This is a genomic window from Nocardia sp. FBN12 (assembly GCF_054031145.1).
The window spans coordinates 4553762-4569883 of sequence record NZ_CM132926.1; the positions used below are offsets into that span (position 1 = coordinate 4553762).

The 16122-nt window shown below is 69.6% G+C and carries 12 protein-coding genes; 4 read left to right on the forward strand and 8 right to left on the reverse strand.

The window, feature by feature from the left end:
• Positions 1-200 precede the first annotated feature (200 nt).
• Together ACWZHB_RS21615 and ACWZHB_RS21620 are read left to right on the forward strand one after the other, a co-directional pair.
• Positions 201-1076 carry a TOMM precursor leader peptide-binding protein gene (locus ACWZHB_RS21615; RefSeq protein ID WP_427903662.1) on the forward strand — a complete coding sequence of 292 codons (876 nt, stop codon included), beginning with the start codon at positions 201-203 and terminating at the stop codon, positions 1074-1076.
• A 61-nt stretch (positions 1077-1137) separates the two neighbouring features.
• A complete protein-coding gene (locus ACWZHB_RS21620; protein WP_427909245.1) occupies positions 1138-2487 on the forward strand; it encodes an ABC1 kinase family protein in 1350 nt (449 codons plus the stop codon).
• Positions 2488-2570: 83 nt separating this feature from the next.
• On the opposite strand, the gene ACWZHB_RS21625 is transcribed toward ACWZHB_RS21620, so the two are convergent.
• Positions 2571-2696: a hypothetical protein gene (locus tag ACWZHB_RS21625; protein WP_427903663.1), complete on the reverse strand. Its 126-nt coding sequence runs from the start codon at positions 2694-2696 to the stop codon at positions 2571-2573.
• Between the two features lie 21 nt (positions 2697-2717).
• Here ACWZHB_RS21625 and ACWZHB_RS21630 point away from each other — a divergent pair, with 21 nt between their 5' ends.
• Positions 2718-2897 carry a cupin domain-containing protein gene (locus ACWZHB_RS21630; protein WP_427903664.1) on the forward strand — a complete coding sequence of 60 codons (180 nt, stop codon included), beginning with the start codon at positions 2718-2720 and terminating at the stop codon, positions 2895-2897.
• A gap of 64 nt (positions 2898-2961) precedes the next feature.
• Here the strand turns inward: ACWZHB_RS21630 and ACWZHB_RS21635 are convergent, their stop codons facing one another.
• From ACWZHB_RS21635 to ACWZHB_RS21645, 3 genes are all read right to left on the reverse strand, one after another.
• Positions 2962-3285: a WhiB family transcriptional regulator gene (locus tag ACWZHB_RS21635; RefSeq protein ID WP_427903665.1), complete on the reverse strand. Its 324-nt coding sequence runs from the start codon at positions 3283-3285 to the stop codon at positions 2962-2964.
• Between the two features lie 137 nt (positions 3286-3422).
• Positions 3423-3728, reverse strand: a complete 306-nt coding sequence (locus tag ACWZHB_RS21640; protein WP_427903666.1) for a hypothetical protein — start codon at positions 3726-3728, stop codon at positions 3423-3425.
• Between the two features lie 110 nt (positions 3729-3838).
• Complete coding sequence (locus ACWZHB_RS21645; protein ID WP_427903667.1) at positions 3839-5995, reverse strand: ATP-dependent DNA helicase UvrD2; 2157 nt, start codon at positions 5993-5995, stop codon at positions 3839-3841.
• A 142-nt stretch (positions 5996-6137) separates the two neighbouring features.
• Here ACWZHB_RS21645 and ACWZHB_RS21650 point away from each other — a divergent pair, with 142 nt between their 5' ends.
• Positions 6138-6371, forward strand: a complete 234-nt coding sequence (locus ACWZHB_RS21650; RefSeq protein WP_056812750.1) for a mycoredoxin — start codon at positions 6138-6140, stop codon at positions 6369-6371.
• A 9-nt stretch (positions 6372-6380) separates the two neighbouring features.
• Here the strand turns inward: ACWZHB_RS21650 and nudC are convergent, their stop codons facing one another.
• From nudC to ACWZHB_RS21670, 4 genes are all read right to left on the reverse strand, one after another.
• Positions 6381-7274, reverse strand: coding sequence for an NAD(+) diphosphatase (gene nudC / locus ACWZHB_RS21655; protein ID WP_427909246.1), 894 nt, complete (start codon positions 7272-7274; stop codon positions 6381-6383).
• A 24-nt stretch (positions 7275-7298) separates the two neighbouring features.
• Positions 7299-8354 carry a potassium channel family protein gene (locus tag ACWZHB_RS21660; protein WP_427903668.1) on the reverse strand — a complete coding sequence of 352 codons (1056 nt, stop codon included), beginning with the start codon at positions 8352-8354 and terminating at the stop codon, positions 7299-7301.
• A 106-nt stretch (positions 8355-8460) separates the two neighbouring features.
• Positions 8461-12222 carry an ATP-dependent helicase gene (locus ACWZHB_RS21665; protein ID WP_427903669.1) on the reverse strand — a complete coding sequence of 1254 codons (3762 nt, stop codon included), beginning with the start codon at positions 12220-12222 and terminating at the stop codon, positions 8461-8463.
• Positions 12219-16112 carry an ATP-dependent helicase gene (locus tag ACWZHB_RS21670; RefSeq protein WP_427909247.1) on the reverse strand — a complete coding sequence of 1298 codons (3894 nt, stop codon included), beginning with the start codon at positions 16110-16112 and terminating at the stop codon, positions 12219-12221. Before ACWZHB_RS21670 ends, ACWZHB_RS21665 begins: the two co-directional genes overlap by 4 nt.
• Between the last annotated feature and the right edge of the window lie 10 nt (positions 16113-16122).

Here is a 16122-nt window from a genome sequence, read left to right on the forward strand (position 1 = left end):
CCACCGAGGTCGGTGAGAAAACTTCCGATCTCGGTGGCGCAACACGGTCGCGCGGCTAACGATCGTCCGGAATCAGTGCGCTGACCCGCCGTACACAGGCTGTTCACAGTTCGAAGACGGCGGTCCGACACGCCGAAAGCCTGTGGATAACTACGCTTTCGGCGCAGGTCGCGGTGGGTCCGGGTGCCGATACTTCTGGCATGACGACCACCTCTCCACTGCGCGGGCCGATGCTCCACCCGCGAGTGACCACCCTGGTTCGCCCGTCCGGCACGGTCCAGCTCGGCTGGGACCCCGAACGCGCGCTGCTCCTGGAAACCACCGACCACGACACCGGGACCGTGCTCGCCTTTCTGCGGCTGCTCGACGGCTTGCAGTCGCGGCCCCAGATCATCTGGCGCGCGGGCGAATTCGGGATCAGCCCCGACCGCACCATGGGCATGCTCACCGCGATCGAACGCGCGGGCCTGCTGCTCGAACCCGAACCCAAACTGGGCAAGATCCGCGGCATCACGGTGCACGGCCTCGGCCCGCTCTCCGATGCCGTGGCGATCGGATTGCGGCGCATGGGTTTTCGCCCTACCCGCTCGCGCGAGTATCGGCCAGACACTCCGGTCGGTGCCGCCACCGGCGATCTGGTGGTGCTCACCGACGCATTGATGATCGACCCCGGACTTTCGGTGGATCTGGTGCTGCGCCGGGTGCCGCACCTGCAGGTGCGGGTCCGCGACGGGGTCGGCGTCGTCGGACCGCTGGTATTGCCCGGCGAGACGAGCTGCCTGCGCTGTGCCGATCTGACCCGGGCCGGATTCGATACCGACTGGCCGCATCTGGCCGCCCAGCTACTCGGCCGCACCGGGCACGCCTCGCCCGCAGGCATCGCGGCCACGACCGCGCTGGCGCTCGGCGAACTCGAGGCGATCATCGCCTGCTCACCACGGCGGGCACCGCGCACCCTCGACGCCACCGTGGAACTGGATCTCGACACCCACGAGATCCAGCGTCGACCGTGGCTACCGCATCAGGACTGCGGCTGCCGGAACATGACCGCCCGCGCACCGGGGACCGCACGGTGACATGCGTCGCATCGACGGGTGTGAGCATTCTTATGGCACACACCCCGCGGGTTCGGCCATGATGGGTAGCGTGTCCGAGATCGTGCGCCGCAGTACCAGCCGCAACGCCAAGATGGCCAAGATTCCGCTCGGCATCGCCGGACGAGCCGCAGTCGGGTTCGGTAAGAAGCTCGTCGGTGGTGACAAGAAGCAGATCAACGCGAATCTGAACCAGAAGGCCGCCGAGCAGCTGTTCACCGTGCTCGGCGAGCTCAAGGGCGGCGCGATGAAGTTCGGGCAGGCGCTGAGCGTGATGGAGGCCGCCGTCCCGGAGGAATTCGGTGAGCACTACCGCGAGGCGCTCACCAAGCTGCAGGCCGCGGCACCGCCGATGCCCGCCGAGACGGTGCATCGCGTGCTCGACCAGCAACTAGGCACCAAGTGGCGGGAGCGTTTCACCTCCTTCGACGACACCCCGGCCGCCTCGGCCAGCATCGGTCAGGTCCACCGCGCCGTGTGGTCCGACGGACGCGCGGTGGCGGTGAAGGTGCAGTACCCCGGCGCCGACGACGCGCTGCGCGCTGATCTGAAAACGCTCTCCCGGATGACCGGACTGCTCTCCTCGGTGATCCCCGGCGCCGATGTGAAGCCGCTGCTCGCCGAGATCACCGAGCGCACGGAGGAAGAACTCGACTACCGCATCGAGGCCGCCAATCAGCGCCGGTTCGCCGCCGCGTTCGACGGGCACCCCACCATCGCGGTCCCGAAGGTGGTGGCGGGTTCCCCGAAGGTGATCGTCACCGAATGGCTGGACGGCACGCCGGTGTCCGCGCTGATCAAGGCAGGTGCCGAGGATCCAGCGGGCACGCTGGCGCAGCGCAACCGGATCGCCGAGCTGATGGGGATCTTCCATTTCAGCTCGCCCGAACTGGTCGGCCTGCTGCACGGCGACCCGCACCCCGGCAATTTCCTGGTGCGGGCCGACGGCACCCTGGCGGTGCTCGACTTCGGGGCCTGCGCGCCGATGCCCGACGGCTTCCCGGAGATTCTGGGCCGAATGCTGGCCCTGGCCGTCGCTGACGAGCACGCCGCGCTCACCGAACTGCTCTACGAGCACGGCTGGGTCATTCCGGGGCGGAAGGTGACCCACGAGGAGATCGAGGCGTACCTGCGCCCGTTCAGCGACCCGATTCGCACCGACACGTTCCACTTCACCCGCACGTGGATGCAGCGGGTGGCGGGCAAGGCCTCCGAGTTCTCCAGCCCGGAGATGAAAACCGCTCGCGCCCTGCAACTCCCGGCCGAGTACCTGACCGTCTTCCGGGTGCTCGGCGGCTCGGTCGGCATCCTGGCGCAGCTCGACGCGGAACTCGGCTTCATGAACCTGGTTCGCACCTGGGTGCCGGGCTTCCGCGCCGAACAAGCTTCGTAGGCGTCCACCTCGATCGAGGCGATCGCCGAGTCGGGCGGGGACCGATCCCGGGTCCGCGCAAGGTCTTCGGCGAACGCCCGATCCTAGGCCGGTGGCGTCTGCTGGGCGGGTGACTCCGCACTGTCCGTTCCCTTGTCCACGGCGATCGCGACCTGCGCGCCCTGGAATTCACCGGCGGTACCGACCGTGGTGACCGCGATTTCGTCCACCGATCCGACGAGATCATCCACGTGACCCGCGGCCGGATCTCGCTGATCGCCGACGACACCGCACACGAGCTCAGCGCCGGCGACACCTACTACTGCCGCGCGGGCGAGAAGCACAGGTGGTGGGCGCACTCCCCGCACACCACCACGCTGGTCCTCGCCGTCGCCGACGGGCGCACCGTGAAGCGCACCTCCCGCCTATGACAAAACGAACCGCTCACCATGACGAGGTGAGCGGTTCGCTTGCGGTACAACCCTTTTCCCGGGTTCATGCCATGATCGCGACCTTGCGCGGGCGACCACGGGGACGCTTGCGGGCGATCACGACACCCTGGTCGAAGATCTCACCGCCCCACACGCCCCACGGCTCGCCGCGGTCGATGGCCGCCGTCAGGCAGGTCTTGCGGATCGGGCAGGCAGCGCACAGTTCCTTGGCCTGCTCGAGATCGGTGGGGCTCTCGGCGAACCACAGATCGGGGTTTCCGCCCCTACAGGGCAGAGTCTTGGTGACCTCACGGACGCGAGGGGTCTGCGCCACGGTTCGGCATGTCACGTCAGTAGTGGCCGTCGGCCAGTCCTGGGCGGTGAACACGTCGTTCTCCTTCAGCTCGTTTGCAGCGGTCGAATGTTCGGTGTGCGAACCCGGTGCCTACGGCTGAGGAGCCGAAATAAATATGGCCACGGATTTCGCTTCTCGCGATCCGTGGCCAGGAGGTGTGGGAGGTTTCCCTACCTACTTCGACATTTCTGTCGATTCCTGATCACGGTCGCTGGGTGGACGCGGAGGCGGATTGCACCGACGAACGCCGGTGCGTAACCGGCTTCGTCGGCGGGTGCTGCCGGTGCCGGAACGGCGGTCGGCTGCCAACCCACGCTGGGCTTGTCCTGGAGGAGATGAATCGAAGTTTTGGCATCGCCGCCGGACAGGCCGGTCCCCTGCAGAGCGAGGACCCCCCGGGAGGCGGACATGACAAAGTCGTTCACCAGGACGCGATTGGTCATCGCCTCGAACGTGGTGTTCGTATTCGTGTTCATGTGTCTGCCTCCCTCCTGAACTCGTGTGTGAACAATTACCGCGCACCGGGATCACTCTCGGTGCGTGTTCTCCACCATAGGCAATGATCGAGAACCTAACAACTTATTTTCTACCTGGGGTTTTGTGCCGTTGCTCGCAAACGTGAGGCAACGATGGCGAGCACGTCGGCACCGTAGTCCTTGATCTTCTGCGGGCCGATCCCGGCGATGGCCGCGAGCGCGGCGTCGTCGGCGGGCAGCTGTTCGGCGATCGCGGTGAGGGTGGTGTCGGTGAACACCACGAAGTCGCGCCTGCGCAGGGCTTCGGCCTTCTCGGCTCGCCATTCCCTCAGTGCCTCGAGCAATTGCGGGTCGGCTTCGCCCGGACAACGCTTGCAGCGGCCGAGCATGGTGGCGTAGGTGCCGAGCAGTGGCTTGAGGCACACGCGGCAGAGCGGGCGCTGGGACTCGGCCGATCTCGGGACCTCGGCGGCGACGCGGGTGGCCGGGGAACTGTCCGGAATCAGCCCGGTGAGGAACCGCGAGCGGGTGACCGGGCGCGAGTCGCCACCGGCTTGGAGCCGTCGCTGGGTCCACGACAGACTCAGATGTTCGCGTGCCCGCGTGACCCCGACGTAGAGCAGCCGCCGCTCCTCTTCCAGGCCCGCCTCGTCGACGGATCCGCTCTTCTTGCCGAGCACGTGGAAGATCGGCAGCGTGCCGTCGGTGAGCCCGGCCAGGAACACCGCGTCCCATTCCAGACCCTTCGCCGCGTGCAGCGAGGCCAGGGTGACACCGTCGACGGTGGGCGGATGTTTGGCCTCGGCGCGGGTCGCGAGCTCGCGCAGCAGCGAGGTGAGGTCCAGCTCGTCGTCGTGGCTGACCAGCTCCTCGGTGAGCTGCACCAGCGCCAGCAGCGAGGACCAGCGTTCCTTCGCCTGCGCACCGGCCGGCTCCTCCGCGGTGAGCCCGACCGGCGCCAGCGCGGCCCGCACCAGCGAGATCAGCGACGAACCACTGCGCGCCTCGTCGGGCAGGTCGTCGCGCGCGTCGGCCTGACGCAACGCCGAGATCGCCTGCCGCACCTCCTGCCGGTGGAAGAACCCCTCGCCACCGCGCACCTGGAACGGGATGGCCCGCTCGCCGAGCACCTGTTCGAACGGTTCCGAGAGCGCGTTGGTCCGGTACAGCACCGCGATTTCCGACGCGGGCGTCCCGTCGGCGATCAGCTTCTGGATCCGCCCCGCGACAGCGACGGCCTCGGCCCTCGCATCGGCGTACTCGGCGAATTCCGGTTCGGGACCGTCCGGCCGCTGGCCGATCAGGGCCAGCCGGGTGCCCGCGATGCGTCCGCGCGCGGCACCGATGACCTGGTTGGCCAGCGACACCACCTGCGGTGTCGACCGGTAGTCGCGTTCGAGCCGCACCACGGTGGCGTCGGGGAAGCGCCGGGAGAAATCGAGCAGGTAGGACGGGGTGGCGCCGGTGAACGAGTAGATGGTTTGGTTCGCGTCACCGACGACGGTGAGGTCGTCGCGCTCGCCCAGCCACGCGTCGAGTACCCGCTGCTGCAGCGGCGTGACGTCCTGGTATTCGTCGACGACGAAACTGCGGTAGCGACCCCGGAATTCGTCGGCGACGGACGGGTAGTCCTCGAGCGCGGCCGCGGTGTGCAGGAGCAGGTCGTCGAAGTCGAGCAGCAGCCCGTCGGCGGAGGCCTTCGCGGATTCGTAGCCCTGATACACCTCTGCCACCTTGGCCACGTCTACCGGCGCGTCGCGATGGTGCCGGGCGGCCGCGGCCGGATAGTCCTCCGGCGCGATCAGTGAGGCCTTGGCCCATTCGATCTCGCTGAGCAGGTCACGCACCATTTCGGTCGAGGCGCGCAGGCCCGCCCGTTGCGCGGCCTGCGAGACCACCGGGAACTTGCTGTCGAGCAATCGCCACGGCACGTCACCCACCACCTGCGGCCAGAAATACCGCAGTTGCCGCAGCGCCGCGGCGTGGAAGGTGCGCGCCTGCACCTGGCCCGCGTCGCCCCCGAGGCCCATCGTGCGCAACCGGTTGCGCATCTCCCCCGCCGCCCGTGCCGTGAAGGTGACGGCGAGCACCTGGTCGGCCTTCACATGCCCGCCCGCGATCAGGTGCGCGATCCGATGCGTGATCGTCCTGGTCTTGCCGGTCCCCGCACCTGCGAGAACGCACACCGGCCCCCGTGGTGCCCGCACCGCGGCGGCCTGTTCCGGGTCGAGGGCGGTGAGATCGAGTACTGGCACGCGCACCATCATGACAGCGCCCCCCGACAACTTACGGCGACGCCCGCCGAATCCGTCGCGACGATCCGGCGGAGCCGTGCCGGAGTGGCCAAGGAACACAACGTCACCCTGCGACGTTGCACATCGCGTGACTGAAGCAACCACAGATCTGACGATGTACTCGACCACGTGGTGCGGCTACTGCCGGCGCCTGCGGACCCAGCTCGACGAGGCCGGTATCACCTACACGGTGATCGACATCGAGGACGATCCCGCTTCGGCCGAGTTCGTCGGCAGCGTCAACAACGGCAACCATGTCGTGCCGACGATCAAGTATCGCGACGGCTCCACCGCGACCAACCCGTCGCTGGCCGCGGTCAAGCAGGCATTGGCCGCCCAGCAGGCCTGATTCGCCGAGTCAGTCCGCCCAGGACTCGATGATCGATCGCGCGATCGAGATGGATCCGGGCACGAGTAGTCGTGCGCCGGGTTCCCTCGCCGACCAGTCGCCGACCCGCAGCGCGGCGCGGACCTCGGCGCGGGTGAACCAGTGCGCTTCGGCGATCTCGCCATCGGAGAACACGAGTTCCTGAGCGGGGTCGCCCACCGCGGCGAAGCCGACCATCAGCGAGCGCGGGAACGGCCACGGCTGACTGCCGAGATAGTGGATCTCGCGCAGATCGACGCCGACCTCCTCGCGGACCTCGCGTTCCACACAGTGTTCCAGCGACTCACCCACCTCGACGAAACCGGCCAGCAGCGAGAACATCGTCTCCGGCCAGCTCTGCTGACGGGCGAGCAGCACGCGATCGGCACCGTCGTGGACCAGGCAGATCACGGCCGGGTCGATCCGCGGGAACTCTTCCTCGCCCGCGGCCGTGAGTCGCGACCAACCGCCGCGCGCCGAGGTGGTCGCCGTGCCGTCGCCACCGTGGAAGCCGGCCCGGTCGTGCCAGTTGAGCAGCGCGTACGCGGTGGACAGCAGTTCGGCGGTGAAGTCGTCGACAGCGCCGAGCGTGCGCAGGTCCTTCAGCGTGCCGTCGAGTTCGGGCGCACGCACCGCCCACAGGTGACTGCCGTCGACAACGCCGAGGAACACTGCCCCCTCGCCGGGCTCGGCGGCCACCGAAACAGCGGTCTCGAGGACGATCTTGTCGCCCTCCACCCGCACTTTCCCGCGCGCGTCGACCCGCAGGATCTTCGCTTTCCCCCACCCTTCGCGCAGGGCGCCAGGATCGAGCCGGGCGTGCTCGGCCCGGTCGATGGTGGAACGTGACAGCAGCGGAACGTCTTTCAGCCGGAACGACACGATGCCGAGCATAGTGGGGCGGGCTGACTACTTTCCGCTGCGGCGGATATAGAGCAGTTTGTCCGCGGCCTCGAGTGCGTCGGACTCGGGTTCGCCGACGCGGATCAACGCGCCGTTGCGCACCACACCGAGCACGATGTCGCTGAGGTGACGCGGCGATCCACCCACTTCGCTCTCCTCCACCTCACGTTCGGCGACAGCGAAGCCCTCCTCGGGCGTGAGCAGGTCCTCCATCATCTCCACGACCGTCGGTGTGGTGGTGGAGATGCCGAGCAGCCTGCCCGCGGTCTCCGAGGACACCACGACCGAGTCGGCGCCGGACTGGCGGACCAGGTGGGTGTTCTCCGCTTCCCGGATGGCCACGGAGATCTTGGCTGTCTTGTTCAGCTCACGCGCGGTGAGCGTGACCAGCACGGCGGTGTCGTCGCGATTGGTGGCGACGATGACCGCGGCGGCGCGCTGCACGCCGGTCAGCCGCAGCACATCGGATTTGGTCGCCGAACCGTGCACGGTCACCAAACCCGCGGCGGCCGCGGCCTCGAGCGCCACGGGATCGGTATCGACCACGACGATGTCGGAAACCGCCACCCCGTCACCGACCATCGCATCGATCGCGGTCCGGCCCTTGGTGCCGTAGCCGACGACGACGGTGTGATTACGCACGGTGTGCCTCCATCGCTGAATCTTGAATGCCTGCCGCGACCGTTCGGTCAGCACGCCGAGCGTGGTACCGACCAACACGATGAGGAACAGGACGCGCAGTGGGGTGATGACGATGATGTTCACCAGTCGCGCCGACGGGGTCACGGGGGCGATGTCGCCGTAGCCGGTGGTCGACAGTGACACCGTCGCGTAGTACATCGCGTCCAGGAACGACAGCTCGTCGCCGGTGTTGTCGCTGTAGCCGTGGCGGCCGACATAGACCACGGTCGCCGCGGTGAACAGCAGCGCGATCGCGAAGAGCACGCGGCGGGTGAGCGAGACCCACGGACTGGACTGCGCCGCCGGGATCCGCAGCAGACCGACCAGGGCATAGTCGGGACTGCTACTCAACCCGATCGGGTTGCGCGTGTCACCGAACATGCTGCTCCTGTAATTTTGGCGGCTGGCGCCGCGGGTTTTCGGCCTCGGCGGCTGCGCCGCCTGGTGACCGGCCTTGTTCACCTCGAGCGATCGTCAGACTATCGGCTCACTCGGGCTCGTGGGGAACGGTGTCGGTGTTTTCCGGTGCGGCGTCGCGGATGAGGCGTTCGAGTTCGGCGGGGCCTGCCAGTCGGTCCGGGGCGATGGTGCGGCCGGAGCGGATGTAATGGAATGCGGCGCCGACTCGTTGGAGCATTCGGGCCTCGGTGTCGTTGGTGCGGGCGGCCATCAGGCGGGCCCAGGCCAGGCGGTAGACGGCGAGCTGCATGGCGACGGCGGGTTCGTCGGCGGGGCCGGGTTCGGCGCCGGTCTTCCAGTCGACCACGATCCAGCGGCCACCGGGTTCGGCGAACACGGCGTCCATGCGGCCACGAATCACGGTGCCCGCGATGCTGGTTTCGAACGGCACTTCCACGTCGACGGGGTTGCGGTGTGCCCACGGTGAACGACGGAAGGCAGCCTGCATGGCGGCGAGTTCCTGGTCGGCGCGACCCATTTCGCCGGTGCTGTCGGCGGCGCCGGGTAGTTCGTCGAGGCCGAGCAGTTGTTCGGTGCCGAACCAGGATTGCACCCAGGCGTGAAAGGCGGTGCCGCGCCGGGCCATCGGGTTCGGGGGGTACGGGAGCGGGCGGCGAAGGCGGGCGGCAAGGCGAGTCGGGTCGGCGCGAAGTTCGACGAGGGCGGTGGCGGGGAGTTGGCCGGGGAGTTCCACCTGCTGCTCGGCGAGTTCGGCGGCGGTGAACTCGGCGAGCAGGGCGTCGACGTCGGTGGCCCAGCCCTCCGGGTCGTCGTCATCGACCCCACCTTCGGGCTCGACGTCGTCCGGTCCGACGCCGGTGATTCGCTCGTCGTCGGGATCCATCGGCCCGCCACGTAACCGGTCGAGTGCCACGCGCACCAGTGCGGCGCCCTGTTCGATGGGGTCGCGGCGGTTGCCGAGTGGGTCGCGTGGCCAGTGGGCGGTCGGCGGGTTGTCGGCGAAGGGGTTCACCGCGTCCGGTGGCGGCTTGTCGTCCCAGCGGGCGATGGTGGCGACACCGTAGGCCGCGTTGTCCGGGTTCTCGTTCGCCTCTTTGAGTTCGAGCAGGAAGTCCGATGGGCCCTTCTGCGACGTGCCCGTCTCCGGCCAGTAGTAGGCCGAAACCAGCAGTACCCGTTCGGTTCTGGTGAGGGCGACATAGAACAGGCGCCGTTCCTCGTCGAGGCGGCGGCTCTTGAGCGCTGCCTTGTGGTCGGCGATCGCGTGCTCGAGTTCGGAGCGGTCGCCCGCGGTGCTCAGATCGAGCACCGGCACGCCCTCGGCCGCGTCCGGTTGAGCGCGGTCGCCGCGCAGGGTGGTGGGGAGTTCGGTGAGCGCACCGAGCCAGGTGCTCAGCGCGGTCGTCGACGGGAACACCGTGGCGCTCACGTGCGGGACCGCGACGACTTCCCACTCGAGGCCCTTGGCGGCGTGCACGGTGAGCACCTGCACGCGGTCGCGCGCTACTTCGACTTCGCCTGGCTCCAAACCGTTTTCGACCGATTCGGCCGCGGTGAAGAAGGCGAGCAGGCCGCTCAGCGAGGCCCGGGAGTCGGCCGCGTACCCGGCGACCACCTCGGCGAACGCATCGAGGTGCTCGCGGCCCGCGCCACCGCCGGCGATCGCGCGTCTGGCCTGTGTCTCGACGCCGACGCCGATGGTGCGTTCGACATCGGCGACGAGCTCCACCAGCGGCTGCCCACTGCGCTCGCGCAGCGCCGCGAGCTCCTCGCTCAACGCGGCGATCCGCGCGAACCCCGCCTCCGAATATCGGTCGGCCGCACCGGGATCGGCGATGGCATCGGCGAGACCCGCCTTCTCGGTCGGTTCGGGTGCCACCTCACGCAGCGCCGTCGCGAGTCCGGCGGCGTCGGTGATGGCGTCGGTGGCGCCCGATACGCTGCCGATGGACAACATCCGCGCACGCTCGGCCAGCGCGGCCAGATCCGTCACCCCGATCCGCCACCGGGCGCCGGTGAGAATCCGCACCGCCGCGCTCCCGGTTCCCGGTTCGGCGATCAACCGCAGCGTGGCGACGATATCGGCGACCTCCGGCGTCGCCAGCAGCCCACCGAGCCCGACGATTTCCACCGGCAACCCCTGCTCACGCAGCGCCTCCGCCAGCGGTGCCGCATCGGCGTTGCGCCGAATGAGTACCGCCGAGGTAGGCGGTGGCGCCTCGTTCTCCCGCGCCGTCGCCCACTCGCGCGCGATCCGTTCGGCGATCCAATCACGTTCCTGCGCAATGGTTTCCGTGAGCGCGAACTCGACGACCCCCGCATCCGACTGCGGCTTGGCCCGCAACGCGTCCACCGTCGCTCCACCGGCCGCTCGCGCCACCATCCGCAACGGGTCGGCCACCAGGTTCGCCAACGCCAGCGCCTCGGGCGGATTCCGCCAGCTGGTCAGTAGCGGCAGCACCGGCGCGGGCACCCCTGGCGCAGCGGGGAAGTCGGCGGCGAACCGCGGCAGGTTGGCCGCGGACGCACCGCGCCACCCGTAGATGGACTGCATCGGATCACCCACTGCGGTCACCGCGAGCGCCGATGCCGACTTCACGGATTCGCCTGCCGCACTGCGTTCTACGGAGGCAACATCCCGCTCGGTGGGTCCGACCCCTGTTCCTTTCGTGTCGCCCGCTGCTCGGTCACGGTGACCGTCTGCCACAGCGCTGACAGAACCGCCGGCCGACTCATCGTCGCGGCTGCCCATGTCGGCATCCGGCACCGCGCCCGCGGCACCGGCGCCATGCCCTCGGGAGGGCGAATCGTGATCTTCCACCGCGAACAGACCATCGGCCTCGTGCGCCCGAGCAGCCGGCGCCTCGCTTCGAAGCCGCACCGGATGCCTGGTCCGATCCTGTCGCACCGCTGCGGCATTGCCGAACAATGCGGACAGCAACACCCGTTGCGCGTGCCCGGTGTCCTGGTATTCGTCGAGCAGCACCAGTTTGAATCGAGCGCGCTCGGCGGCGGCGACTTCGGGGTGGTCGACGGCCAGTTGTGCTGCCAGCGACATCTGGGAGCCGAAATCCAGTGCGCCGCGGCGGTTCAGGGCTTCGGCGAGCTGACGGACCAGCGGCAACAGCGCCACCCGCTCACGTTGGGCCTCCACCACGTTGGTCAGCGCCTGGCTCGGGCCGCCGCGTTGCCGGGGACCCGCGGGCAGCGTGTAGACGAGCTTCTCCAGCTCCGCGTGCGCCTCGGCCAGTTGCTCCGGTTCCACCAGGTGTTCGGCGAGCTGCCCCGAAAGGGCCAGCACGGCTTCGGTCACCGAGACCGGCGTGCGGTCGGTGTCGAGGTCGCCGTCCCAGGACCGCACCACCTCGTGCGCGAGCTGCCACAGCTGGGTCTGGGTGAGCAGCGCCGCCGAGGGCTCCACCGGCAGCAGCAGCCCGTGCGCGGTGAGCAGTCTGCCCGCGTACGAGTGATAGGTGCTGATCTCCGGCTCGGCTCCGGCGACGATCGTGCGCAACGCACCGCTGGGGTCGATCTCGCGCAGCAGGGGCGCGCCCGCCAACCGTGCCAGTCGGGTCCGGATCCGAGAAGTCAACTGCTGAGCGGCTTTTCGGGTGAAGGTCAGCCCGAGCACCTCGTCCGGGGCGACCAACTGGTTGGCCACCATCCACACCACTCGCGCCGCCATCGTCTCGGTCTTGCCCGCACCCGCGCCCGCGACGACCAATGTGGGCCCTGGCGGCGCGGCGATCACCGCCGACTGCTCAGCGGTCGGGGGTGGCAGGCCGAGCGCGTCGGCCAACCGCTGCGGGGTGACGCGCACGCCGCTCACTCGTCGGTCACCTGCCGTCCGGTGTCCTGCACCGGGCAACTGCCGGCGACCGGGCAATGCCTGCACCCGTCGTTGCGCACCGCCAGGTAGCCCGGCCCGCGCGTGGCATCGGCTGCATCGTGAATGGTGGTGCGCCACTGGTCGAGTCCGTCATTGTCCAGCGGGCTTTGCGTTCGTTCCGCGGCACCGGTTTTCGTACTCGACTTGGCGACGTACACCAGTCGCGCACCGCCGGGTTCGACCGCGGGCGCAGGCTCGTCCGATTCCTCCTCGAGCGCGCCGTGCGCGGCCGCCACCTGGTAGGTGGCCAGCTGAGCGTGCTCGGCGACGGCCTTCGCGCTGACCGGCGTCTTGCCCGTCTTCACATCGACGATGACGAAGCGCCCCTGCGCATCTCGCTCCAGCCGGTCGATCCGGCCCCGAATACGCACGGCCCGTGCGCCTTCCGTCCGCGCGGGCAACACGCAGTCCACCGGGACCTCCACCCCGGCCTGGGTGAGCTCACCGCGCGTGGTGCGCACCCAGGCGAGGAAGGTCTCCAGCATCGTCTCGGTGCGGCGCAGTTCCTGGCGCGAATGCCAGCCGTCGGCCGGGTCGATCGCTTTCCATGCCTGGTCCAGCGCCGCCCGCACCTGCGTCTGCGGCACATCGCCCGCCAGCGCCTGCACGAGTGTGTGCACGAGATTGCCCTTCACGGCGTGCGGGTTGTCGCCGTCGGTGCCGCCGTGCCGTTCCAGCGCCCACCGCAGCGGACAGGTGCGCAGCAGTTCGACCGTGGAGGGTGAGAGCCCGATCGGCGAATCGTCGTCGTCCCAGAGCTCGCGCTGCGAGCTGAGTTCGGCGGTGCCGTACCAGTCGCCGGGGTCGGTGCCCGGCACGCCCGCGTCGGCCAGCCGCGCCAATTGCCGTGCGGCCCGGTCGCGACGGCCGGGTTCGGCCCCCGGATCGCATACCACCCCGCGCAGTTCGGCGACCAGCGCGTGCATCACCAGCGCGCGCCCTGGATCGGCGACCGGCAGCGCGCCCGGTTCGCCGTTGTCGTCGTCGCCGACGAGTTCGGCGAGAAACCGCGACGGCACCAGATCCTGGTCTCCCGCGGCGGATTCGACCGCGGTGACCAACAGCGACTGTCGCGCCCGGCTGCACGCCACCAGCAGCAACCTGCGTTCCTCGGCCAGGATCGGTGCCGCCCGGCTCACGGTCGCGCCCGGATCGACCCCGGCGACCAGGTCGACGAGATCCTCGGTGTGCAACAGCGTGCCCCGGGAGCGCGGATTCGGCCAGATGCCTTCCTGCACAGCAGCTACCGCGACCACGTCCCATTCCCGGCCCGCGGCGGCGTGCGCGCTGAGCAAGGTCACCGCGTCACCTTCGGCGGTCAGTGGTCTGCCCTGTTGCGGAAGTTGCTGGTGCAGCAGGTATTCGACGAACCCGTCGATGCTCGCTTTCGGCAGCCGGTCGACGTAGGCCGCCGCGGCATCGAACAATTCGACGGCCGCGTCGAGGTCGCGGTCGGCCTGCATACCCGAGGCGCCGCCGCGCCGCGACTGCCGGAACCAGCGCCGCTCCAGTCGCGAACTCGTCCACAGTGTCCACAGCACATCTTCGAGACCCAGCCCTGCGGCCTGGGTCTGCTTGGCCTTCGCCACCGCACGCAGCACCCGGCGCAACGGTGCGGCTTCGACTTCGGTGAGCCCGTCGAGAAGTCGCTGTTCGCCGATACCGACGATCAGGTCGCGCAGCACCTCGGCGGAGGACTGGTCGATGAGCGGCACGACGACGACCGGGGGTTCGGGCCGCCTCGGCTCGGCGATTGTTGGTGCGGCAGGCGGATGCTCGGCATCGAGTAAGTCGATATCGTCGGGCAGGCGCTCGGCGATGTCCCAGTCCGGTTCGAGCTCGGGTCGCAGCGGATCGTCCGGGTCCGGCGGCGGCAGCCATTCGTCGTCGACCGGATCCGGTTCGGGCTCCGGCATTTCCGGCGGTGGCGCGGCTTCGTCCCAGAGCAGGAACTGATCGGCACCGTCGGTGAACGGTTCGGCCAGCGCACCTGTTCGCTCCAGGTCGAGCACGCTGCGCCGCACCCCACGACGCAGCCGGCGCAACGCGATCTGATCGGCCCCACCGAGCGGCCCGGACAGCAGATCCATCGCATCGTCCGGCGAGAACATCGCGTCGATCGCCCGCCGCGAACCCGGCCGCGAGGAATCCCCCGCCAGCAACACCCGCAGTGCCAGCACCATCCACGCCGCCCCACGCCGCCGCGCCAACGGCTCGGCCACCGCGGGCCTGCGCACCGGTACCCCCGAGGCCAGCAAAGCCCGCCGCAACGGCGCCAGCGACAACGGCACCGACCGCACGATCACCGCCATCGACGACCACGCGACCCCATCGGTGAGGTGCGCGCGGCGCAGATGATCGGCGATCAGCGCCGCCTCCTTGGCGGGGGTCGACAACACCCGCACCCGCACACTCGACTCGTCGACGGGCGGCAGGTCCTCGGGCGGCACCCAGTCGTCATCGGGCGGCGGTTCGTCATCGGGCGGCAACGGTTCCGGCACCGCCCATGCGGCGGAATCGCTGAGCGACGAACCATCGAGTCCTGTCGCACGGTGGGCCGATTCGCCGCGCTGCGGAACGCTCGAGTCGTGCCGGTCCGAGTCCTCGGCGGCGAACCGCTCCCCGCCGGGCCGAGTCGGGTCGAGGTGCGCGACCAGATCCGCGGCGCGTTCGCCCGTCGAATCGCCGCCCGGTATTCCCCTCGACTCCGGCTGGTCGTTCTCCTGCCCCGGCAATACCCGGTGCCGCGCGCTGCCCGGCAATCTCGCCGCGATCCGCGCATTCGCCAAGCGGATCGGCGCACCGCTTCGATAGTTGTGGCGCAAGGTGATTCGCCGCTGCGCGATGGTGTCGATGTCGGTGAGGAAGTGCGAATCCGCGCCGCGGAAGGTGAACACCGCCTGGTCCGGGTCGCCGGTGACGACGGTGCTCGCGCTGCCGCTGCCGATCGCGCGCACGAGCATCGCGGCCTGCGGGTCGAGGTGCTGTGCGTCGTCGACGAGCAGGTAGCGGATCCGATCCCGTTCGGCGGCAAGCAGATTCCGGTCACCGGCGAGGGCATCGAGCGCCGCGCCGACGAGTTCCGCGGCATCGAGAGCGGGTGCGGTGGCCTCCGGCGCGGCGACACCGACCGACCAGCGCAGCATCGACGCCTGTTCATAGCGCTGGAAGAACCGCCCGGCCGCCACCCACGCATCGTTGTCGTGTGCGCGACCGAGCGCCATCAAGTCCTCGGGTCCGAGGCCGCGCTCGGTGGCGCGCAGCATCAGATCACGCAGCTGCTCGGCGAATCCGCCAAGCGCCAGCGCCGGCTGCAACCGCGGCGGCCACAATCCACCCGCCCCGTCTTCGATATCGGCGAGATCGCCGCGCAGCATCTCGCGCAGGACCGCGTCCTGTTCCGCGCCGGTGAGCAACCGCGGCGGCGGGTTCCCGTGCAGATCGGCATGCCGACGCAGCACCGAGAAGGCATAGGAGTGCAGCGTGCGCACCATCGGTTCGCGGCTCGCCCCCGGGATACCACCCGCGGCCGGGCCGAGCTGATGCGTGATCGCGTCGCGCAAGGCGGCGGCCGCGTGTTTGGTGTGGGTGAGGACCAGCACCGATTCCGGGTCGGCGCCCGCGACGATCCGGGCGGTCACCAGGTCGACGAGCAGCGCGGTCTTACCCGTCCCCGGCCCGCCGAGAACCTGCCACGGCCGCCATCCCGGCCGTGGTGGCGCGGGCTGGGCCTGCTCGGCGAACAGCGCGCGAACCGACGCACCCCAGGCCCGCGGCCGGGGCGCCCGCGTTGTCCGGCGCACGAGTCGCACCGAGCTATCCGATCGCACCACATCGGCT